This window comes from Pseudomonas sp. MWU16-30316 (assembly GCF_020515645.1).
GTDB lineage: Bacteria > Pseudomonadota > Gammaproteobacteria > Pseudomonadales > Pseudomonadaceae > Aquipseudomonas > Aquipseudomonas cerasi.
Map to the genome: position 1 here is coordinate 1,409,145 of NZ_JAIZAZ010000001.1, position 21,174 is coordinate 1,430,318.

At 59.2% G+C, this 21,174-nt stretch carries 16 protein-coding genes and 1 pseudogene; 9 read left to right on the forward strand and 8 right to left on the reverse strand.

From position 1 onward, the window contains the following. Positions 1-5: 5 nt before the first annotated feature. The 4 genes and pseudogenes from LCH65_RS06525 to LCH65_RS26315 all read right to left on the reverse strand — a co-directional run bounded on the left by LCH65_RS06525 (position 6) and on the right by LCH65_RS26315 (position 4,331). Positions 6-785, reverse strand: coding sequence for a polysaccharide biosynthesis/export family protein (locus LCH65_RS06525; protein WP_003370469.1), 780 nt, complete (start codon positions 783-785; stop codon positions 6-8). 132 nt (positions 786-917) lie between these two features. Continuing rightward, positions 918-2,375, reverse strand: coding sequence for a mannose-1-phosphate guanylyltransferase/mannose-6-phosphate isomerase (locus LCH65_RS06530; RefSeq protein WP_074808798.1), 1,458 nt, complete (start codon positions 2,373-2,375; stop codon positions 918-920). Beyond that, on the reverse strand, positions 2,375-3,811 hold the full coding sequence (locus tag LCH65_RS06535; protein WP_003370475.1) for an undecaprenyl-phosphate glucose phosphotransferase: 1,437 nt from the start codon (positions 3,809-3,811) through the stop codon (positions 2,375-2,377). Before LCH65_RS06535 ends, LCH65_RS06530 begins: the two co-directional genes overlap by 1 nt. Positions 3,812-4,101: 290 nt before the next feature. After that, positions 4,102-4,331, reverse strand: a pseudogene (locus tag LCH65_RS26315) (hypothetical protein). Between LCH65_RS26315 and yegS the strand changes: the two are divergent. Beyond that, positions 4,330-5,247, forward strand: coding sequence for a lipid kinase YegS (yegS, locus tag LCH65_RS06540; protein ID WP_003436337.1), 918 nt, complete (start codon positions 4,330-4,332; stop codon positions 5,245-5,247). The pseudogene LCH65_RS26315 and the gene yegS overlap by 2 nt on opposite strands. Here yegS and LCH65_RS06545 read toward each other — a convergent pair. Together LCH65_RS06545 and LCH65_RS06550 are read right to left on the reverse strand one after the other, a co-directional pair. Beyond that, positions 5,231-5,893: a response regulator transcription factor gene (locus tag LCH65_RS06545; RefSeq protein ID WP_003436338.1), complete on the reverse strand. Its 663-nt coding sequence runs from the start codon at positions 5,891-5,893 to the stop codon at positions 5,231-5,233. The two genes, yegS and LCH65_RS06545, sit on opposite strands and share 17 nt — an antisense overlap. 166 nt (positions 5,894-6,059) lie before the next feature. Further along, complete coding sequence (locus tag LCH65_RS06550) at positions 6,060-6,491, reverse strand: hypothetical protein (protein WP_003436340.1); 432 nt, start codon at positions 6,489-6,491, stop codon at positions 6,060-6,062. A gap of 450 nt (positions 6,492-6,941) precedes the next feature. Here LCH65_RS06550 and LCH65_RS06555 point away from each other — a divergent pair, with 450 nt between their 5' ends. Continuing rightward, a complete protein-coding gene (locus LCH65_RS06555) occupies positions 6,942-7,868 on the forward strand; it encodes a chemotaxis protein CheV (protein ID WP_003315817.1) in 927 nt (308 codons plus the stop codon). 101 nt (positions 7,869-7,969) lie between these two features. Beyond that, on the forward strand, positions 7,970-8,779 hold the full coding sequence (locus LCH65_RS06560; protein WP_060707996.1) for an MOSC domain-containing protein: 810 nt from the start codon (positions 7,970-7,972) through the stop codon (positions 8,777-8,779). 59 nt (positions 8,780-8,838) lie between these two features. Here LCH65_RS06560 and LCH65_RS06565 read toward each other — a convergent pair whose 3' ends face one another. Next, on the reverse strand, positions 8,839-10,767 hold the full coding sequence (locus LCH65_RS06565) for a transglycosylase SLT domain-containing protein (RefSeq protein WP_003370486.1): 1,929 nt from the start codon (positions 10,765-10,767) through the stop codon (positions 8,839-8,841). A gap of 204 nt (positions 10,768-10,971) precedes the next feature. On the opposite strand from LCH65_RS06565, the gene LCH65_RS06570 reads away from it, so the two are divergent. Further along, positions 10,972-12,882, forward strand: a complete 1,911-nt coding sequence (locus LCH65_RS06570; RefSeq protein WP_003436344.1) for an ATP-binding cassette domain-containing protein — start codon at positions 10,972-10,974, stop codon at positions 12,880-12,882. 69 nt (positions 12,883-12,951) lie between these two features. Here LCH65_RS06570 and LCH65_RS06575 read toward each other — a convergent pair whose 3' ends face one another. Further along, a complete protein-coding gene (locus LCH65_RS06575; protein ID WP_003370492.1) occupies positions 12,952-13,419 on the reverse strand; it encodes a universal stress protein in 468 nt (155 codons plus the stop codon). 130 nt (positions 13,420-13,549) lie between these two features. Between LCH65_RS06575 and LCH65_RS06580 the strand changes: the two genes are divergently transcribed. The 5 genes from LCH65_RS06580 to topA all read left to right on the forward strand — a co-directional run bounded on the left by LCH65_RS06580 (position 13,550) and on the right by topA (position 21,090). Further along, the gene (locus LCH65_RS06580) at positions 13,550-13,987 is read left to right on the forward strand and encodes a hypothetical protein (RefSeq protein WP_032609932.1); all 438 of its coding nucleotides are present in this window, start codon (positions 13,550-13,552) and stop codon (positions 13,985-13,987) included. 692 nt (positions 13,988-14,679) lie between these two features. Continuing rightward, positions 14,680-16,845 carry a fatty acid oxidation complex subunit alpha FadB gene (fadB, locus tag LCH65_RS06585; protein WP_226439240.1) on the forward strand — a complete coding sequence of 722 codons (2,166 nt, stop codon included), beginning with the start codon at positions 14,680-14,682 and terminating at the stop codon, positions 16,843-16,845. A gap of 4 nt (positions 16,846-16,849) precedes the next feature. Beyond that, positions 16,850-18,025: an acetyl-CoA C-acyltransferase FadA gene (fadA, locus tag LCH65_RS06590; protein ID WP_003370497.1), complete on the forward strand. Its 1,176-nt coding sequence runs from the start codon at positions 16,850-16,852 to the stop codon at positions 18,023-18,025. A 102-nt stretch (positions 18,026-18,127) separates the two neighbouring features. Beyond that, on the forward strand, positions 18,128-18,364 hold the full coding sequence (locus LCH65_RS06595) for a DUF1653 domain-containing protein (RefSeq protein WP_003370499.1): 237 nt from the start codon (positions 18,128-18,130) through the stop codon (positions 18,362-18,364). Between the two features lie 113 nt (positions 18,365-18,477). Beyond that, on the forward strand, positions 18,478-21,090 hold the full coding sequence (gene topA / locus LCH65_RS06600) for a type I DNA topoisomerase (RefSeq protein ID WP_003436352.1): 2,613 nt from the start codon (positions 18,478-18,480) through the stop codon (positions 21,088-21,090). Positions 21,091-21,174 lie beyond the last annotated feature (84 nt).

The following is a 21,174-nucleotide window of genomic DNA, read 5'->3' on the forward strand; positions in this document are numbered from 1 at the left end:
GACAATTAATTGTTGTTGCGCAGCTCGTAATTCATGCCCAGGCCGATCGACTTCGCGAAGGGGATCAACTGGTTGAAATACAGGGACACGCCGTCAACCTTGTTGCCGACCGACGATTTGGGAACGAACACGATATCGCCGCGTTTCAACAGGACCGGTGCGCTGGGGCCACCGGCGCCGCCGGCCCAGAGAAACTTGCTGTAATCGAAGAAGTAAGTCTTGTAGAGGCCGTTTTCTTCCTGACGCAGCAGGGCGACCTGACCGGCATCGGCGTCAAGCGCCACGCCGCCCGCGCCGACAATCGCCTGGTCAAGGTTGGTAGCGACGTTGACCGGCAAAGTGACCGAGTTGCGCACCGCGCCGCCGACAAACACGGTATTGCCCGGTGACTGGGAAATGTTGATGGTCAGCGCGGTCTCGCGGTAGACGTTCTGCAGCTTGCTTTCCAGCAGGTCGTTGAGTTGCTGGAGGGTCAGGCCTGCGGCCTTGACGGTGCCGATGTAAGGGTAGGAAAAGGTGCCGTCGTTGAGCACCTGAAACAGGGTCAGTTCATAGATGGAGTTGGCGGTGAACGCCGAAATCGACGGCGCCTCACCACTGTTGCGCACGATGCGCAGCGTGTCGCCGGGGCGGATCCGCTCCGGTGGCAGCGGCTTGCCTGCCAGCGCGCGCCCCGCCGCCTGACCGGCCTCGATTTGCGCACGGTCATCGGGCAGGCCCACCCTGGAAGGGGTATTGCACGCACTTAACAGCAATAAGCTGGCGATCAGCATCATGCTTTTCATTGGTCCTGAGCTCCTGTCATGCACAAATACGGCTCCCTTGCGGGTAATAAATTCATGTTGGCGGGTCATGCGTGTTCCGGGTGCTGTCAATTGCGTGCCGCGTGAATCAAGCGGCGCTTGCTGCTGCGCCGATCAGCTCTTCACGGCCTTGTCGGGTACACGTCCATAAATGTCGGTAAAACGTACGATGTCATCCTCGCCCAGGTACTCGCCGCTCTGCACCTCGATCATCACCAGATCGATGACGCCAGGGTTGACCAGACGATGCGTGTGGCCCGGCTTGATGAAGGTCGATTCGTTGGTATCCAGCATGAACTCGCGCTCGCCGTTGGTGACGCGGGCCATGCCGCTGACCACGATCCAGTGTTCGCTGCGGTGATGGTGCATCTGCAACGACAGTGACGCCTGCGGGCGAACCACGATGCGTTTGATCTTGAAGCGCTTGCCCTCTTCGAGGACGGTGTAAGTGCCCCAGGGGCGTGTGACCGTGCGGTGCAGGCGGTAGGCATCATGGCCCTGACGTTTGAGCTCCTGAGCGATGATCTTGACGTCCTGACTGCGGCGACCGTCGGCGATCAGCAAGGCGTCGGGGGTGTCGATGATGATCAGATTGTCGAGACCAATAGCGCCCACCAGACGCTTGGGAGAGTCGATGTAGCAGTTGCTGACGTCGTGCAGCACGGTTTCGCCATTGCAGTAGTTGCCTTGAGCATCGCCGGGAGACAGTTCACGCACCGCCTGCCACGAGCCGATATCACTCCAGCCAAGCTGGCAGGGCACCACGGCGACTTTGTCGGAGCGTTCCATCAGCGCGTAATCGATGGAAATGTCCGGTGTCAGGGCAAACGACTCACTGTCCAGCTCGACTTGCAGCTCACGGTTGCCTTCCTTGCGCGGGCTGGATTCCAGGCACGCGCTGACGGCGCTCAGGACGTCCGGCGCATGCGTGCGCAGCTCGCGCAGCACGGCGTCGGCGCGCATGCAGAACATGCCGGAATTCCAGAAATGCTGACCACTGTCCAGATAGCCTTGGGCGGTGATCGCGTCGGGCTTTTCGACAAAACGGGCGACCTGACAGGCGTCGGCATTGAGTGCCGGGCCTTTCTCGATGTAGCCGAAACCGGTTTCCGGCGCGGTCGGCAGGATGCCGAACGTCACCAGCCAGCCCTCTGCGGCCAGCTTCTGTGCAGCGCTCACTGCTCTGGAGAATTCCGCCACGTCGGTGATCAGGTGATCGGCAGGCAACACCAGCAGTTGCGCTTCGTCGCCATACAGTTGGCTGACGTGCAATGCCGCGGCGGCAACGGCAGCTGCTGTATTACGACCGAAGGGTTCGAGGATGAAATCCAGACGTGCATTGCCTTTGTTCAACTGGCGGTAGTCGTCCACCGTGCGGAAATACACTTCCCGGTTGGTGACGGTCAGCAGACGCTCGACGCCGGGCAGACCGACCGCACGCAGAAAGGTCTTCTGCAGCAGGCTTTGGCCGTCTGGCAGGCGCATGAATGGCTTGGGCATCGCTTCACGGGAAACCGGCCAAAGACGGGTGCCGGAGCCGCCGGCAATGATGCAGGGAATGAGCGTGCTCATCAGTAAGCCTCACGGGTGAATAGCACTGCAGGCACAGTGCGCATAAGGATGTAGAGGTCGAACCAGACGGACCAGTTTTCTATGTACTCAAGGTCGAACTCGACGCGTTTTTCGATTTTTTCAACGGTGTCGGTTTCGCCCCGATAGCCGTTGATCTGCGCCAGTCCGGTAATGCCTGGTTTGACGCGGTGCCGCGAGGTGTATTCCTTCACCGCCTGCTCGAACAGAATCCCGGCTGCCTTGGTCGCCGTGGCGTGCGGACGCGGTCCGACCATCGACATGCTGCCCGCCACCACGTTGAACAGCTGTGGCAGTTCATCCAGGCTGGTTTTGCGAATGAAGCGACCGACCCGCGTTATTCTGGCGTCACCGCGGGTGGTTTGCCGTTCGGCCGTTGCATCGGCCTGGTGCTGATGCATGGAGCGGAACTTGAACACTTCGATCAGGCGATTGTTGTACCCGTAGCGCTTCTGACGGAAAAACACCGGTCCTGGCGAATCGAGCTTGATCGCCAGTGCGACCAGCAGCATCAAGGGTGATAGCGCCAGAAGCGCCAGCGATGACAGCACGATGTCTTCAGCGCGTTTGATGAACGGCGACCAGCCACTGAGCGGCAGATCCGAGGCATTGAACATCGGCAGCCGGGCGACTTCGGTGATGCGGTTGTGGGTGTGCCGAAAGGCGATCATGTCCGGCACCAGCAATACGTTGACCGGTAGCCTGCGCAGTTCGCGGATGATGTAGTCCATGCGGTTTTCCGCTGTCCAGGGCAGGGCGACCAGCACTTGGGTCACTTTCTCTTCGCGGATCAGCCGCTCCAGATCGCTGGTATTGCCCAGCAGTGGCAGGTTGGCTACGGTCTTGGGCATGCGCCCGATACGGTCGTCGATAAAGCCGGTCACCCCCGAACGAATGTCCTGATGTTCAAGCAGGTATTCGGCGAGGCGCTGGCCATTCTCCGTCGCGCCAAGAATCACGGCGTGCTGCAGGAACACGCCCTTGCGCATCTGACGTTTGAACAGCATCAGCAGCAGCAGGCGAATGATGCCGAACAGCGCAAGGCTGGTCAGGTACCAGATCAGCAGTTCTTCCGGTGGGAGGTAGCCGAACAGGCCCATTGCCTGCTGCATGAACAGCAACAGTCCGAAGGCGGCCGTCCAGGCCAGCGCCATCGCGCCCATGCGCAGATCGTTGCTGAACAGTGCTTCGGAATAGACGCCCATGGCCTGGAACACCAGCACCCCGACAAAGCCGAAAAACAGCAGCATGGTCAGGTAACCCTGCTGTGTTTCCGCTCCGCCATCCTTGATCAGCAGAATGATCACAAGGCCCGGCAGTATGCAGGCGATGCCGTGAGCCAGGCGAATGCCGAAAAGAAAGTATTCGACCAGGCTGGTGCGGGTCAGCGAAAGGCTGTCGACGGGCTGCAACCTCATGGAAATCCCTTACTCCCTGTGTGCGCCTGAATTCTGCTGACCCAGGACGTATTTCTATTTTTTGTAAGACCCGAGAGGTGTTTCTACGGGGACTGTGTCCAAGCGTAGCCAGTTACAGGTCGTGCTGATGAGGAATCCGGACCGTCTTTTGTGAATATCACTTTATATATGTCGTCCCTTACCGGATTTTATTTAAGCCTTTTCAATCATTTGTGAAGGAAATTTCCCTCAAGTGAGGGTACTGCTGTCAGTAAAGCTCATGAAACGAATAGTGACAGGACAAAAGTGCTTCAGCCCTGACGCAGGCGTTGATCCGGACAGCCCGTTGCGAGGTTCTCCCCAGTACCTGCGGGGGCAAGCGAGCTGTTGCAGAGGTGAAAAAAATTTCCGCAACGGATGGGCTTTTTCCGGCTGCCCGGGGTCAGAGTCATGCGTCGTGCGAAATGTATGCGGGCGCCGATTACACCAAGAGCGTCGCTCGCAGGTTTCAATTCGTAGGGTTCGGCAGAGGAGGTGTCATGACACAACGCAGGGCAATGCTCATTCTTCACGGTAAACAGGCACTCAACGAAGACGTGCGTGACGCGGTGGCAGACAAGCGCAAGCAGGGTTGGGAACTGGACGTGCGACTGACCTGGGAAGCCGGCGATGCCCAGCGCCTGGTCGGCGAGGCCTTGGCCGCCGGTCATCGGCATATCGTCGCAGGTGGTGGCGACGGCACCTTGCGCGATATCGCCGAAGCCTTGGCAATGGCCGAAACCAAGGCCAGCCTGACTATTCTGCCGCTGGGGACTGCCAACGATTTTGCCCGTGCGGCTGGCGTGCCTCTGGAAGTCTCCAGGGCCCTGCAACTGATGGACGTGGCTCCGCGTGCCGTCGATCTGGGTGAGGTCGGCGGCAAGCTGTTCCTCAATATGGCGACCGGTGGGTTTGGCAGCCAGGTCACGGCCAGCACGTCCGAAGACCTGAAGAAGGTGCTGGGGGGCGCTGCCTACCTGTTCACCGGCCTGACCCGATTCAGCGAGCTGCATGCGGCCCACGGCGAGCTCACCGGGCCGGATTTTCACTGGCGCGGCGACCTGCTTGCACTGGGTATCGGCAATGGTCGGCAGGCGGGCGGTGGACACGAGCTGTGCCCGACCGCGCTGGCCGATGACGGTCTGCTCGACATCAGTATCCTGCCGGCGCCTCAGGAAGTGGTCGGCACGCTGAGGAGTCTTCTGGAAGGCGGGCTGGGCATCGACAATATGTTCGTTCGAGCGCGTTTGCCGTGGGTAGAACTCAAGTCCGCCCAGGGCCTGGATATCAATCTGGACGGTGAGCCGCTGTCGGGCGAGTACCTGCGTTTCGAGGCCCGGCCGGGGGCACTTCAGGTACACCTGCCAACCGATTCGCCGGTACTGAGCGGCGCACCTGAACTCAATCGTCCAGACTGATAATCCGTTCGCGAACGCAGAACAGCACCAACCCGGCCACGTCGAATATCTGCAGGCGCTTCATGACCTGGGCACGGTGAGTCTCGATGGTCTTGACGCTGAGTCCCAAGCCATCGGCAATCTCGCGTGTGGACTTGCCGCGCACGATCAGGCGCAGGATTTCAAGTTGGCGAGCGGTCAGGCGATAACGCTCCTTCGCCGCCTGAGCCCGGTCTGAGGGGGTACCGCGCAATGCGCACTCGATGACCATCTGAGCAATGGCCGGGCTCAGGTAGCGCTCGTTGCTGCGCAGCGCCCCGAGTGCCTGTTCGAGTTCCGCAGCCGTAGTGTCCTTGAGCAGATAACCATGCGCGCCGATGTCGAGTGCACGCATGATCATGTCCGGATCATTCTGCATCGACAGGATCAATACCTTGCAGTGCGGTAGCACCTGCAGCAGGTGCTCGAGTGCATCCAGGCCGTCGACACTTTTCATGCAGATGTCGAGCAGGATGATGTCGGGCCTGAGCTGCTGCGCAAGGTTTGCCAATTGCGCGCCGTCAGCCGTTTCGCCCACGATGGTGTATCCGGGCATGTCTGCAACCAGCGCTCGCACGCCGGCTCTGATAAGGGAGTGGTCGTCGACCAATAACAGATTGCAGGTCATTGTGATTTCTTGTGCAAATGGGACCGCTCAAGCGCGTGTGCAGTCTCTGGTCATACGTGAAGACGATGTCAACACCAGTAAAGACAATGAACGGAAAATGCTGGCGTGACAACGCTGCCTCAATGACATCGCGATACGATTCTCAACGGCCGGGCGTGATCGAGCGTTATTGGCGGGTTGCATCTTTCGGCAAGGCCGATTGCGCGGAGGCGCTGGCCAGTTTTTCCAGCAGTTCGAGCTGTTCGTGGTCGTCCATCGTCAATTCGCCGGTCAGCGGATCGAGAAGCTCGACTTGCCAGTACATCAGCGTCAGGCAGTTCTTGACGGCCAGCAGGGCTTCCTGGGAAAGCTCGTTGGCCTGACTGCCGGTTTTCAACAACTGGCACAGCTGGCGGGAAAAATCGGCAATGCACGGCACAGGAACGGCCTCTGCCTCCTGCGCGAGCTTGCGCAGGGTTGTCAGCAGGCAGCCGGTAGCGTCCTCGTCGTTGGGGATCAGCTCCAGATGCGAAAGACATTCTTCCGACTTGTGCAAAAGTGCCTGAGACAGGCTCAGGAACTGGTCGTGCTTGTGCTGCCAATCGTTGTGGCTCAGCATCCTTTGTCTCCACTGATCATGGATAGCGAACTTCCGCCCGCGGCGAATGGCTGACAGTTAATGTCGATTTCAAACAAAAGTATGTAGGACGTTTCTGAATGTCGCCAGCGCCACTCGATTGCAGGGATTGGGACGCGGACACAAATCGAACGCCATTCATGTAGTGAGAATGCCGTCACAATAGTGGCAATTAGATGTCGATCATATCAGGTTATCCCTGATTGACTTTTTGCGGATATATGATTTTGCTCTGGGCGCAAAGAGGCGCCGAGGCATTTTCGGCGCGGGTTTGAAGCTGTATTTGTGTGTCTTGAAAGCGACATCAGTAAAGCATGATGGTAAAATGACATCAATGCTTGAGAGTGGCCGTTCATCGCCATTAAGGTCCGGCTGATTTCAGCCGATACAAGCTCAACAGAATCAACGCGACCATCGCTTCAGGAGCTAATAATGGCAGGCATTCTCGACACAGTAGATCAGCGCACACAACTGGTGGGCGAGAATCGCCTGGAAATCCTCATGTTTCGCCTTGCCGGTCGGCAGTTGTTTGCGATCAACGTGTTCAAGGTCCAGGAAGTATTGCAGCTACCCAAGCTGACCCTCATGCCGCAACGCCATTCGTTCGTGTGTGGTGTGGTCAACCTGCGCGGCCAGACCCTTCCGGTGATCGACCTCTCCCAGGCCATCGGCATGCGCCCACTGGTACCGGGTCCGGGCAGCACAATCATCGTCACCGAATACAACCGGTCGGTTCAGGCTTTTCTTGTTGGCGGTGTCGACCGTATCGTCAACATGAACTGGGATGCAATCATGCCACCGCCGGTCAGCGCAGGTCGTCAGCATTACCTGACCGCCATCAGCAAGGTCGATGATCAACTCGTAGAGATCATCGACGTTGAAAAAGTGCTCGCCGAGATCGTGCCTTACAACGCCAAGGTATCCCGCGAGAAGCTCGAAGATCCGGTGCTGGAAAATGCCCGTGGTCGGGAAGTGTTGCTGGTCGACGATTCCAAGGTCGCGCTGGCGCAGTTGCGCGATACGCTGTCTCAGTTAGGCCTCAAGCTGCACGTCGCCAGCGACGGCCTCAAGGCGCTGAACATGCTCAAGGCCTGGGCGGACGCAGGCGAGAACGTGCACGAGAAGCTGCTGATGGTGTTCACCGATGCGGAAATGCCGGAAATGGACGGCTACCGTCTGACCACTGAGATTCGCAACGATGCACGCCTGCGCGGTCTGTACATCGTCCTGCATACTTCGTTGTCCGGCAGCTTCAACGAATCGATGGTCAAGAAGGTCGGCTGTGACAACTTCCTCTCCAAGTTCCAGCCCGACAAGCTGGTCGAGGTCGTGCGCGAACGTCTTTTGATGATTGTCTGACACCGCGCTCGATTCTTCATCGCGAGTGCTGCCGGCTCCGGCTTCGGATAAGCTTTGCTGTCTGCATCAAAGCTTATCCAGCCCCAAAGGAATCGGCGCACATGTTACGTCTCAGCTCGCTCTATCGTTTCCCCCTCAAATCCTGCAAGGCCGAGTCGATGCAGCGCGCCTCGTTCGATGCGTTGGGGTTGGCGGGCGATCGACGCTGGATGCTGGTCGACGCCAGTAATGGCCGATTCTTCACTCAACGCGCCCTGCCGCACATGTCCCGACTGTCGGTATTGTGGAACACCAGCGGTGGCGTAACCCTTTCGGCACCTGGCTTCGAGCCTCTGGACGTCGCGATTCCGCTGGATATCGACTCTAATTTGCGTGGCGTGACCGTCTGGCGTGACTCGCTGCAGGTTCCGGATGCGGGTGATGAGGCCGGCGAATGGGTCAGCCGGTTTATCGGCAAGCCCACGCGCATGGTCTACCTGCCAGCGGAGCGTGCGCGCTGGATCCCTGGCGGCTACCAGACGGTCAACGACCGGGTGAGCTTTGCCGATGGTTTTCCATTGCTGCTGATCGGCCAGGGATCGCTCGATGACCTGTCAGCGCGCATGGGCAGGCCGATGGAAATGCTGCGTTTCAGACCCAATCTGGTGATCGAAGGGGCCGAGGCCTTTGCCGAGGATGGCTGGAAACGCATCCGTATCGGCGACATCGAGTTCCAGTTGCTCACGCCTTGCGCACGCTGCATCCTGACCACTGTCGACCCGGCAACCGGCGAGCGCAGTGCAGATCGCGAACCGTTTGCCACGCTCAAGACTTATCGGGAAGTTGAAGGCAACGTGCTGTTCGGTCAGAACGTGGTCAACGAGGGGGTGGGCGAGCTTGAAGTGGGCATGTCCGTCGAAGTGCTGGAGTAGGGGCGGGCAGCGCTATTGTCCGGCAGGAGTGCTGTGCGCGGCACTCCTGCCGACACCGGTCACTGGTCGTCGAAAAACCGTTCGTGCCAGTCCACCAGAGGCTGCGGCGAGTTGAGCTTCTGGCCGTAGATCACCGAGTACGACAATACGTTTTGCACGTACTGACGGGTTTCATCGAACGGAATGCTCTCTACCCAGACATCGAAGGCCAGATGATTGGCACCTTTAAGCCATTGGCGCACGCGCCCCGGGCCAGCGTTGTAGGCGGCTGAGGCGAGCACCCGGTTGCCGTTGAACTGCGCATGCACCGAGCTCAGGTAGGCGGCGCCCAACTGGATGTTGGTGTCCGGGTCGAGCACCTGCTGAGGCGAGGCCAGCGGGATGCTGTACTTGCGCGCGGTCTCCTTGGCGGTGGCAGGCATCAATTGCATCAGCCCGCTGGCACCGACGCCCGAGCGGGCATCATCCATGAAGGCGCTTTCCTGACGCGTGATGGCGAACACCCAGCTCGAATGCAGGCCGCGCACCTTGGCTTCGCGTACCAGCGTGTCGCGGTGCGCCATCGGGAAGCGAATATCCAGATCGTCCCAGTATTGCGCCTGGCTGATGGTGCGGATTGCCGGGAAATACCACTGCATGTCGTAGGCCAGCTTGGCCTGGGCAACCATCTCGTCACGATTGAACAGGCGGCTCACGTGATACCACTCGCGCCGACCGTTGACGATCTCGCCGCGATCATGAAACTCCAGTGCGCGACGCACGCCCGGCGTGTTGCGTACCTTGTTGATCAGCGCCTGGCTCAGCACCAGCGGCTTATTGTTGAGCTGGTATGGGCTCTGGGTGCGATCGGCAGCCAGAAAGCCGTAGAAGTCACGCTCCTTGGCGACATCCTTGTACAGCGCAGCAATCAGCGGGCTGTTGGGTTGCGCCAGTTCCAGAGAGCGGGCTTCCCAGTAACGCCAGCGATTGGTCGCCGCCAGATCCTTGGGCAGCCGGCGCGCGAGCTCATAGGCGTCTTCCCAGCGACCCAGGCGCAGCAACAGGCGCAGGCGCCATTCGGTCACGGTGTCGTCACGCAACTCGGGGTCATATTTGGTCATGACCTCCAGTGCGCGGTCGTCATAACGACGCGCCAGGGTCAGGCCGATTTCCTTGGCAATTTCGACCTGCTCTTCGCGGGAGAAATGCATGGTCACGGCGTAGCCATCGAGCATCGACAGGGCTTTCTGCGGGTCCTGCTTGGCGAGCCGACGCAGGCCGAGACCGACCACGTCGGACATCGCTTCGTCTACCGGGGCAAATTGCGACGGGTTGTTGACCATCTCCGGTTTCTGCGCGACAGCCAGTAGCAGGCGTCCTTGCGGTGCCAGCGAGTTGAGGCTGTCCACCAGCGTGCTGGCCAGACTGTAATTACGCGTCTGCGCCGCCAGCTTGGCGCGCTGCCAGCGCTTCTGTTCGGTCAGCTGGCCGGCGGCCGCCCACTGGGCAAAGAAACCGTCACAGGCGGCGGGTAATGTCTTGCCGGTCATCCAGAGCTTTTCAGCACTGGCGAAGCCTTCGGCGCGTTTGTTGTTGTTCAATTGGTACTGCCCGTACAGGCAGTCCAGCTCGACGAACTTCATCTTCGGGTCGTAATACTTGACGAAGGTTTGCCAGTCGCCACGCTCGGCCAGCCAGCGCAACCAGCGCAGCTTCATCCAGTTGGCTTGCGGCAGGTCGCCGTGCTCGGCAAGGAACTTCTCGATTTCGGGATTGCTTGCCGTTTTCAGGCGCGCCGTCAGTTCGTCGTATTCGAGGTAAGGCTCCAGCGGATAGTCGGCCAGGGCTGTGGCGTACATCTGGTAGGGGCCGGAATCGCCCTTGGCCAGTGCGCGCTTTGCTTCGTCGTAATACTTGCGTTGTTGGTTGAGGTCTACCGCATGAGCAGTCTGGACGGCGGTGGCGGAGAGGAGCAGGCACGATAAAAAGCTGAACAAACGACTGCGCATGAGACTTCCGAGCAGATGAGTCGGTGAAAAGTATTGCTAGCTTAGCCTTTTGCCAGCTCTTGGTGAAAGCATTGCCGACGAGCTTGTCTCATATGGAAATAATTGGCGGTCATAAAGTCTTGTCGAGGCGCGCAGCGGTGCCATGAATGCCGACATCTGCCTGCTATCTCAGGTAGAATGCGCGCCCGGTTTTTGGAGAAGCTCATGACCCTGCTCAAATTCAGCGATGTGTCCCTTGCTTTCGGCGCCATGCCGTTATTGGACAAGGTGTCCTGGCAGATCGCCCGTGGCGAGCGGGTGTGCATCATCGGCCGTAACGGCACAGGCAAATCCAGCATGTTGAAGCTGGTAAAAGGCGTTCAGAAGCCTGATGACGGGGCTGTCTGGCGCGCGCCCGGCCTCAAGATCGGCGAATTGCCCCAGGAATTGCCGGTAGCCGACGGACGGACTGTGTTCGACGTGGTGGCCGAAGGTCTGGATGGCGTCGGTGCCTTGCTGGCCGAGTACCACCACCTGGCGCAGAACTGCGTCACCGAGGAAGACCTGAACAAGCTGATGCATGTTCAGCAGGACCTCGAAGCCCGTGATGGCTGGCGCCTGCAGCAGTTGGTCGAGAGCACTCTCAGCCGCTTGCAGTTGCCTGCCGACAAGACCCTGGCCGAACTGTCCGGTGGCTGGCGTCGCCGTGTTCTGCTGGCCCAGGCGTTGGTGTCCGAGCCGGACCTGCTGTTGCTCGACGAGCCGACCAACCACTTGGATATCGGCGCCATCGCCTGGCTTGAAGAAGCCCTCAAGGATTTCCAGGGTGCAGTGCTGTTCATCACGCACGACCGGGCATTCCTGCAAAACCTTGCGACCCGCATCCTTGAGCTGGACCGCGGCGGCCTGATCGACTGGGATGGCGACTACGCCAGTTTTCTGGTCCACAAGGAAGCTGCGCTGGCTGCCGAAGAAACCGCCAACGCGCTGTTCGACAAGCGTCTGGCCCAGGAAGAAGTCTGGATCCGCCAGGGCATCAAGGCTCGTCGCACCCGTAACGAAGGTCGCGTGCGTGCGCTCAAGGAGCTGCGCGTAGAGCGCAGCGAGCGTCGTGAGCGTACCGGCAAGGCCAACATTCAGCTCGACACTGCCGAGAAGTCCGGCAAGCAGGTCATGGTGCTCGATAACGTCAGCTTCGCCCATCCGGGCGGGCCGACCCTGATCAAGGATTTCTCCATGGTCCTGCAGCGCGAGGACCGTATCGGTCTGCTCGGCGCCAACGGTACCGGCAAGACCACGCTGCTCAAGCTGATGCTCGACAACCTGCAGCCAACCGCAGGCAAGGTTGAAGTCGGTACGCGTCTGGATGTGGCCTATTTCGACCAGTTGCGTCACCAGCTCGATCTGGAAAAGACCGTAATCGACAACGTTGCCGAGGGACGTGATTTCATCGATATCGATGGCCAGAGCCGTCATGTGCTGAGCTACCTCGGCGACTTCCTGTTCAGCCCGCAGCGTGCCCGCACGCCGGTCAAGGCGCTTTCCGGTGGCGAGCGTGCCCGTCTGTTGCTGGCCAAGCTGTTCAGCAAGCCAGCCAACCTGCTGGTGCTCGACGAACCCACCAACGACCTGGACGTCGAAACCCTGGAGCTGCTCGAAGAGGTTCTGCTGACCTTCAAAGGCACTGTGCTGATGGTCAGTCACGACCGGGCATTCCTCGACAACGTCGTCACCAGTACGCTGGTGTTCGAAGGCGAAGGCAAGGTTCGCGAGTACGTGGGTGGTTATCAGGACTGGCTGCGTCAGGGCGGGTCACCGCGTCTGCTGGGCGTCGCCGACACCAAGTCGGGCAAGGCCGAGCTGGCCAGCGCTGTGGTGCAGGCCGCACCGGTTGCCGCTCAGGACATGCCGGTGGCGAAGAAGAAGCTCAGCTACAAGCTTCAGCGTGAGCTGGAGGCGTTGCCTGCGCAGATCGATGAAGTCGAAGGCAAGATGGCCGCGCTGAACGCGGAAATGGCCGAGCCGGGCTTCTACCAGCGCTCGTCCGAGCAGACTGCAGCCGTGCTGGCGCAGCTGGAAAACCTGCAGGCCGAACTGGACAAGCTGCTGGAGCGTTGGGCCGAACTGGACGAGTGATCGTCCGGCGCGTCTCAGGTTGCAGGAAAAGCCCGGGTCACCGGGCTTTTTGCTATAGCGGGCCCGGGATTATTCAGGCTTCTTGTCTTCCTGTTTGTTGAGGCGTACGGCCAGTACGTCACAGGGCGCGCCATGCACGACGTCGTTGGTGGTCGAGCCTAGCAGCAGGGCCAGGCCATGGCGGCCGTGGCTGCCGACAACGATTACGTCGCAACCCTTGTTCTTGGCCAGTTGATGGATTTCCTGACGCGGCTGGCCATACACAAGATGGCTTTCGCCTTCGTTGAGCAGCGGGAATCTTAGCTTGAGCGAGTCCTGTACTTTCTTGAGTTTTTCCTTGGCCTGGTCGAATTGCTGCTGCTGCAACTGCGACAGGTCCATGGGTACATCACCGCCAAAGGCCATTGCCATGGGTTCGACGATGTGCACGATCGACAGCTTCGCGCCGCTGTCTTTTGCCAGCATGCTGGCGCGGTGGATGACCGATTCACACTCATCGGTGAGGTCGATGGCAACCAGAACGTGTTTGTATGGCATGAGGGTGTCCTCCGGGAGAATTGCAATGATGGGAGTATGGCTCTTTCGTTCGCATCTGGGCAGGCCCCCGTGCAAGTCATTGTTTTCAAGAATGTTGTAAAGAGCCTGAAATCGGCTGGGGGCAAGAAATATGACGGTCTGGATAGTCCTGTCAATCATTGGTGTAATGCTGAGTCCGCTGGTGTGGTTACGTCCCTCGCGCCAGCAAAGCGGCAGGATGGCGTTGCGCATGCAGGCGCGGCGGCTGGGCATGGGTATGCAACTGACCCCGCAGGAGTGGCCGCACTGGCTGAGCAAAGAGCCGCCCAGCCCTTGCGCGCAGTACCATCGTCCGCGTCTGGGCTCGCATGCAGATACCTGGGTGTACTGGCAAAGCGAACCGGGCGTATGGCTTAACCGCTGGCGCGAGCCTTGCGAGGACGCGAGGCTGCTGCCCCACCTGCAAACGTTGCCCGTGGATGCCTACAAGGTCGAGGCTGATGGGCAACTGATTGCGGTGTACTGGGCCGAGCGGGGCGAGGCAGAAGTGTTACAGCGTATTGATGCGGTGCTCAGGGCGCTGGCCTGACCCTGAATCGCAGGCATTAAAAAGCCCGATAACAACATCGGGCCGGGGTTGGCCAGGCAGGCCGATAATTCGTCGCGTGCCGACAGGCTTTCGCTGCCATGTCGGCTTTCGCTGTTGCGCACCCGCAAATCAGCTGCATTGCGAGCCTCTTGTGGCGCAGTGCTGCGACTCTAGACCTTTTGCTCCTTTTTGTCGCGATTCCTGCAAATATTTTTTGCATGTGCCCTCGTGCGGTGCGTTCCTGGCTGATTTTCCCCGCGCTTATCGATTGTCACGCATCGCGATTATTGTCATGCAGAGGCCCGTCGTCCCTGGCGTGGCGGCTTATTACCGCGCTCCGCGTCCAGCAACTGCAGGGCATTCAAGTGAGCACTATCATTACCGCGAATGATGGAAGATCTTAGGTTGCAGCGGGCATTATGGGGCCTCGGCATGTTCCTGTTAAAACGCGAATTTTCAGGCGTTTTGTCGAATTGACAATCTTGTGGTTATGCCTGATGGTGTGCGTACCCAAATCAAACGGGCGTATGAAATGAGCGTTTGGTCGTCAGAGGGCTCTCACAGAATCCCGACTACCACGTCGCGGCGGTAAGCGTGTGATTTGGCGTGTTCATCGACGGCGACGTCGTAGCCCCGTCGGACATTGAGGTCCGGCGGGTATTGTTCAGCTTCCATATTGTGGAGATCAGTTGATGATTTACGAAGGTAAAGCCATCACGGTTAAGGCTCTTGAAAGTGGCATCGTCGAATTGAATTTCGACCTCAAGGGTGAGTCCGTCAACAAGTTCAACCGTCTCACCCTCAATGAGTTCCGCCAGGCAGTCGACGCGCTCAAGGCCGACGCATCGGTCAAGGGCGTGATCGTCACCAGTGGCAAAGATTCATTCATTGTCGGCGCCGATATCACCGAATTCGTCGACAACTTCAAGTTGCCGGAAGCTGAACTGGTCGCTGGCAATCTGGAAGCGAACAGGATTTTCAGTGATTTCGAAGACCTGAACGTGCCGACTGTCGTCGCAATCAACGGTATTGCGCTGGGCGGCGGTCTGGAAATGTGCCTGGCCGCAGATTATCGAGTCATCTCCAGCAGCGCTCGCGTCGGTCTGCCCGAGGTCAAGCTCGGCCTGTACCCGGGTTTTGGCGGCACCGTGCGTCTGCCACGCATTATCGGCGCTGACAACGCGATCGAGTGGATCGCCTCGGGCAAGGAAAACGCCGCAGAAGATGCGCTCAAGGTTGGTGCCGTGGACGCGGTGGTTGCGCCAGACAAGCTGCAGGCTGCTGCCCTTGATTTGATCCAGCGCGCCATTTCCGGCGAGTTCGATTACAAGGCCAAGCGTCAGCCGAAGCTGGACAAGCTCAAGCTCAATGCCATCGAGCAGATGATGGCATTCGAAACCGCAAAAGGCTTTGTCGCAGGTCAGGCCGGCCCGAACTATCCGGCCCCGGTAGAAGCCATCAAGACCATCCAGAAAGCCGCCAACTTCGGTCGTGACAAGGCGCTGGAGATCGAAGCTGCCGGTTTCGTGAAAATGGCCAAGACTGCTGCTGCGCAGAGCCTGATCGGCCTGTTCCTGAACGATCAGGAGCTGAAAAAGAAAGCCAAGGGTTACGACAAAATCGCCAAGGACGTGAAACAGGCTGCCGTACTGGGCGCCGGGATCATGGGCGGCGGTATTGCCTATCAGTCGGCAGTCAAAGGCACGCCGATCCTGATGAAGGATATTCGCGAAGAAGCCATTCAACTGGGTCTGAACGAAGCGTCCAAACTGCTTGGCGGTCGTCTGGAGAAAGGTCGTCTGACCGCTGCGAAGATGGCCGAAGCGCTTAACGCCATTCGTCCTACGCTGTCCTACGGCGATTTCGGTAACGTCGATCTGGTCGTCGAAGCAGTCGTCGAGAATCCCAAGGTCAAGCAGGCGGTACTGGCCGAAGTCGAAGCCAATGTGGGTGAAAACACCATTCTGGCGTCCAACACCTCGACCATCTCGATCAGCCTGCTGGCCCAGGCCCTCAAGCGCCCGGAAAACTTCGTCGGCATGCACTTCTTCAACCCTGTGCACATGATGCCGCTGGTGGAAGTGATCCGTGGCGAGAAATCCAGTGAAGAAGCGGTCGCCACGACCGTTGCCTACGCCAAGAAAATGGGCAAGAACCCGATCGTGGTCAACGATTGCCCGGGCTTCCTCGTCAATCGTGTACTGTTCCCGTATTTCGGTGGTTTCGCCAGACTGGTCAGTGCAGGCGTGGATTTTGTGCGCATCGACAAGGTCATGGAGAAATTCGGCTGGCCGATGGGTCCTGCCTATCTGATGGACGTGGTCGGTATCGACACCGGACACCACGGGCGTGATGTCATGGCCGAAGGCTTCCCTGATCGCATGAAGGACGATCGCCGCTCTGCGATCGACGCTCTGTACGATGCCAAGCGCCTCGGGCAGAAGAACGGCAAGGGTTTCTACGCGTACGAGACCGACAAGAAGGGCAAGCCCAAGAAGGTCAATGACCCGGCGGTGCTGGACGTGCTCAAGCCGATTGTCTACGAACAACGCGAGGTCAGCGATGAAGACATCGTCAACTGGATGATGATCCCGCTGTGCCTGGAAACGGTCCGCTGCCTGGAAGACGGCATTGTCGAAACCGCTGCCGAGGCTGACATGGGCCTGATCTACGGTATCGGTTTCCCTCCGTTCCGTGGCGGCGCGCTGCGCTACATCGATTCCATCGGTGTTGCCGAATTCGTTGCCCTGGCTGACCAATACGCCGAACTGGGTGCCCTGTATCAACCGACCGCGAAGCTGCGTGAGATGGCCGCCAATGGCCAGAGCTTCTTCGGTCAAGCGTCTTCCGAGGAATGAACCAATGAGCCTTAATCCAAGAGACGTCGTGATTGTCGACTTCGGTCGCACCCCGATGGGCCGCTCCAAGGGCGGCATGCACCGCAACACCCGCGCTGAAGATATGTCCGCGCACCTGATCAGCAAGTTGCTCGAGCGCAACAACAAGGTCGATCCGGCCGAAGTCGAGGATGTGATCTGGGGCTGCGTCAACCAGACCCTGGAGCAGGGCTGGAACATTGCGCGCATGGCGTCATTGCTGACCCAGATCCCGCACACCTCGGCCGCCCAGACGGTCAGCCGTCTTTGTGGTTCGTCCATGAGCGCGCTGCACACGGCTGCTCAGGCAATCATGACCAACAACGGTGACGTGTTCGTCATCGGCGGTGTCGAGCACATGGGGCATGTCAGCATGATGCATGGCGTCGACCCGAACCCGCACATGTCCCTGCACGCCGCCAAGGCCTCCGGCATGATGGGCCTGACCGCTGAAATGCTCGGGAAAATGCACGGCATCACCCGCGAGCAGCAGGACGCTTTCGGCCTGCGTTCCCACCAGCTGGCGCACAAGGCAACGCTGGAAGGCAAGTTCAAGGACGAGATCATCCCGATGCAGGGCTATGACGAGAACGGTTTCCTCAAGGTCTTCGACTACGATGAGACTATTCGTCCGGACACCACCCTGGAAAGTCTGGCGGCACTCAAGCCTGCCTTCAATCCAAAAGGTGGCACCGTGACTGCCGGTACGTCTTCACAGATCACCGACGGTGCGTCGTGCATGATTGTCATGTCGGCCCAGCGTGCCCAGGACCTCGGCATCCAGCCGATGGCGGTGATTCGTTCGATGGCGGTGGCCGGTGTCGACCCCGCAATCATGGGTTATGGTCCGGTTCCAGCCACTCAGAAAGCGCTCAAGCGCGCTGGTCTGAGTATTGCCGATATCGACTTCTTCGAGCTCAACGAAGCCTTCGCTGCACAGGCCTTGCCGGTGTTGAAAGATTTGAAAGTGCTCGACAAGATGAACGAGAAGGTTAACCTGCACGGCGGCGCCATCGCTCTGGGGCATCCTTTCGGGTGTTCCGGTGCACGCATCTCCGGCACTTTGCTCAATGTCATGAAGCAAAATGGCGGCACCTTCGGTGTGTCGACCATGTGTATTGGTCTGGGTCAGGGCATCGCGACCGTTTTCGAACGCGTCTGATTCCTGAGTGTGATGCGAGCCGGGGCTTGGTGCCCCGGCTTTTGTTTTTTGGAAAAATGGTTTAAGGCAAATTTTCTGGACGTGTTACAAGAGGACCGCGACATGCAATTGCAACCAGGGCTCTATCGCCATTACAAGGGCCCGCACTACCGGGTTTTCAGCGTTGCAAAACATTCCGAAACCGAAGAGGAAGTCGTGTTCTATCAGGCTTTGTACGGCGATTTCGGCATGTGGGTACGTCCCTTGAGCATGTTTCTGGAGTCGGTCGAGGTTGACGGCGAGCACGTCCCGCGCTTTGCTCTGATTGAGGCTGAACCCAGCCTGTTTTCCCGAACGTGAGAGGCGATTGCACAACAGGCTGTGCTTGACCTCACCTTGTAGCCACTATATATAGCGTGGCCTTTACAAGCTCCTCACTGTCTTTCATCTAGTATTCAGGAATTTTCTGATCCATGGGCAAATCGCTGGTCATCGTGGAATCCCCGGCTAAGGCCAAGACCATCAACAAGTATTTGGGCAACCAGTACGTGGTGAAGTCGAGTATCGGCCATATCCGAGACCTGCCCACCAGCGGTTCGGCGAGTGCCGCCAAAGATCCTGCCGCCAAGCGTGGCAAGGCCGCTGCGGGCGAAGGCCCGGTACTGACGCCGAAAGAAAAGGCGCAACGCCAGCTGGTCTCGCGCATGGGAGTCGATCCGGAACACGGCTGGAAAGCCAAGTACGAGATCCTCCCCGGCAAGGAAAAGGTCATCGAAGAGCTGCGCAAGCTCGCCAAGGATGCCGACACCATCTATCTCGCGACGGACTTGGACCGCGAAGGGGAAGCCATTGCCTGGCACCTGCGCGAAGCCATTGGTGGTGATGACAGCCGCTACAAGCGCGTGGTGTTCAACGAGATCACTAAGAAAGCCATTCAGGAGGCGTTTTCCAAGCCAGGCGAACTGGACATTGCCCGGGTCAATGCCCAGCAGGCGCGTCGCTTCCTCGACCGCGTCGTCGGCTACATGGTTTCCCCACTGCTCTGGCAGAAAGTTGCCCGTGGCTTGTCCGCCGGGCGCGTGCAGTCGGTTGCGGTGAAGCTGGTGGTCGAGCGCGAGCGTGAAATCCGCGCGTTCAACCCTGAAGAATACTGGGAGATCCACGCCGATCTGGGCACCGCCAAGGGCGCCAACGTGCGTTTCGAAGTAGCGCGTGAAAACGGCGAAGCGTTCAAACCGCTCAATGAAACCCAGGCCATGGCCGCTCTTGAAAAGCTCAAGGCGTCCAGCTACAGCATCGTCAAGCGTGAAGACAAGCCGACCAGCAGCAAGCCATCGGCGCCGTTCATCACCTCGACCCTGCAGCAGGCGGCGAGCAACCGTCTGGGCTTTGGCGTAAAGAAGACCATGATGATGGCCCAGCGCTTGTACGAAGCGGGCTACATCACTTACATGCGTACCGACTCGACCAACCTGTCGGCTGACGCAGTCAGCATGGCGCGTGACTACATCCAGACCGAATTCGGCAAGAAGTACCTGCCGGAGTCGCCCAACGTCTACAGCAGCAAGGAAGGCGCGCAAGAGGCTCACGAAGCGATTCGACCTTCCGACGTCAACACTCACCCGAGCAAACTGACCGGGATGGAGCGTGACGCCGAGCGTCTTTACGAGTTGATCTGGCGCCAGTTCGTGGCCTGCCAGATGCTGCCTGCGCAATACCTGTCGACCACCGTCACGGTCGCCGCCAGCGATTTCGAGCTGCGCGCCAAGGGCCGCATCCTGAAATTCGATGGTTATACCCGTGCGCTGCCGCAGATGGCCAAGCCGGGCGATGACGATGTTTTGCCGGACATGGCACAGGGCGAAACCCTGAAACTGAACAAGCTCGATCCAAGCCAGCACTTCACCAAGCCGCCTGCGCGTTACTCGGAAGCGAGTCTGGTCAAGGAGATGGAAAAGCGGGGCATTGGTCGCCCGTCGACCTACGCAGCGATCATCTCGACCATCCAGGACCGTGGCTACGTGGCGTTGCATAACCGCCGCTTCTACTCGGAAAAGATGGGCGACATCGTCACCGGACGTCTGTCCGAAAGCTTTTCTAACCTGATGGACTATGGCTTTACCGCCGGGATGGAAGAAAACCTCGACGACGTGGCTCAGGGGGAGCGCGACTGGAAAAACGTGCTGGACGAGTTCTACGGTGATTTCCGTAAAAAGCTCGACGTGGCCGAGGCCGCTGATGGCGGCATGCGCGCCAACCAGCCGGTGATGACCGACATCCCGTGCAAAGTGTGCGGCCGTCCGATGCAGATCCGTACAGCCTCGACGGGCGTTTTCCTGGGTTGCTCCGGCTACAGCCTGCCACCCAAGGAACGCTGCAAGGCGACCGTCAATCTGACTCCCGGCGACGAAATTGCCGACGATGACGAGGGTGAGTCCGAATCGCGGGTTCTGCGCGGCAAGCATCGCTGCCCGATCTGCAGCACGGCGATGGACGCCTACCTGCTGGACGAGAAGCACAAGCTGCATATTTGCGGCAACAACCCTGATTGCACTGGTTACGAGATCGAGGAAGGCACTTACCGTATCAAAGGCTATGAAGGTCCGAGCCTGGAATGTGACAAGTGTGGCAGCGAGATGCAGCTCAAGACCGGCCGTTTCGGCAAGTTCTTCGGCTGCACCAACCCGGACTGCAAGAACACCCGCAAACTGCTGAAAAGCGGTGACGCAGCGCCGCCGAAGATGGACCCGGTGAAGATGCCGGAGCTCAAGTGCGACAAGGTTGACGATACCTACATACTGCGTGATGGCGCTTCGGGCCTGTTCCTGGCCGCCAGCCAGTTCCCGAAGAATCGCGAAACCCGCGCACCGCTGGTCATCGAAATCGCCCCGCACAAGGACGAAATCGATCCCAAGTATCACTTCCTTTGCGAAGCGCCGAAGAAGGATCCGGACGGTCGTCCAGCAGTGATCCGCTACAGTCGCAAGACCAAAGAGCAATACGTCCAGACCGAAGTAGAGGGCAAGCCTACCGGCTGGCGTGCGTTCTACGACGGCAGCGCCTGGAAGGTTGAAGACAAGCGTTGATCGCAAGCGCCCGGCTCAAGGTAGCCGGGCGCTGTTTTCGATAGGCATCAGCCTGTTTCGCCGGCCTGTCCAGGCGCCGCAGGC

Excerpts from the sequence above, each read along its gene's own strand:
- LCH65_RS06525 (WP_003370469.1), bottom strand. The coding sequence starts at position 785 with ATGAAAAGCATGATGCTGATCGCCAGCTTATTGCTGTTAAGTGCGTGC.
- LCH65_RS06530 (WP_074808798.1), bottom strand. The coding sequence starts at position 2,375 with ATGAGCACGCTCATTCCCTGCATCATTGCCGGCGGCTCCGGCACCCGT.
- LCH65_RS06535 (WP_003370475.1), bottom strand. The coding sequence starts at position 3,811 with ATGAGGTTGCAGCCCGTCGACAGCCTTTCGCTGACCCGCACCAGCCTG.
- yegS (WP_003436337.1), top strand. The coding sequence starts at position 4,330 with ATGACACAACGCAGGGCAATGCTCATTCTTCACGGTAAACAGGCACTC.
- LCH65_RS06545 (WP_003436338.1), bottom strand. The coding sequence starts at position 5,893 with ATGACCTGCAATCTGTTATTGGTCGACGACCACTCCCTTATCAGAGCC.
- LCH65_RS06550 (WP_003436340.1), bottom strand. The coding sequence starts at position 6,491 with ATGCTGAGCCACAACGATTGGCAGCACAAGCACGACCAGTTCCTGAGC.
- LCH65_RS06555 (WP_003315817.1), top strand. The coding sequence starts at position 6,942 with ATGGCAGGCATTCTCGACACAGTAGATCAGCGCACACAACTGGTGGGC.
- LCH65_RS06560 (WP_060707996.1), top strand. The coding sequence starts at position 7,970 with ATGTTACGTCTCAGCTCGCTCTATCGTTTCCCCCTCAAATCCTGCAAG.
- LCH65_RS06565 (WP_003370486.1), bottom strand. The coding sequence starts at position 10,767 with ATGCGCAGTCGTTTGTTCAGCTTTTTATCGTGCCTGCTCCTCTCCGCC.
- LCH65_RS06570 (WP_003436344.1), top strand. The coding sequence starts at position 10,972 with ATGACCCTGCTCAAATTCAGCGATGTGTCCCTTGCTTTCGGCGCCATG.
- LCH65_RS06575 (WP_003370492.1), bottom strand. The coding sequence starts at position 13,419 with ATGCCATACAAACACGTTCTGGTTGCCATCGACCTCACCGATGAGTGT.
- LCH65_RS06580 (WP_032609932.1), top strand. The coding sequence starts at position 13,550 with ATGACGGTCTGGATAGTCCTGTCAATCATTGGTGTAATGCTGAGTCCG.
- fadB (WP_226439240.1), top strand. The coding sequence starts at position 14,680 with ATGATTTACGAAGGTAAAGCCATCACGGTTAAGGCTCTTGAAAGTGGC.
- fadA (WP_003370497.1), top strand. The coding sequence starts at position 16,850 with ATGAGCCTTAATCCAAGAGACGTCGTGATTGTCGACTTCGGTCGCACC.
- LCH65_RS06595 (WP_003370499.1), top strand. The coding sequence starts at position 18,128 with ATGCAATTGCAACCAGGGCTCTATCGCCATTACAAGGGCCCGCACTAC.
- topA (WP_003436352.1), top strand. The coding sequence starts at position 18,478 with ATGGGCAAATCGCTGGTCATCGTGGAATCCCCGGCTAAGGCCAAGACC.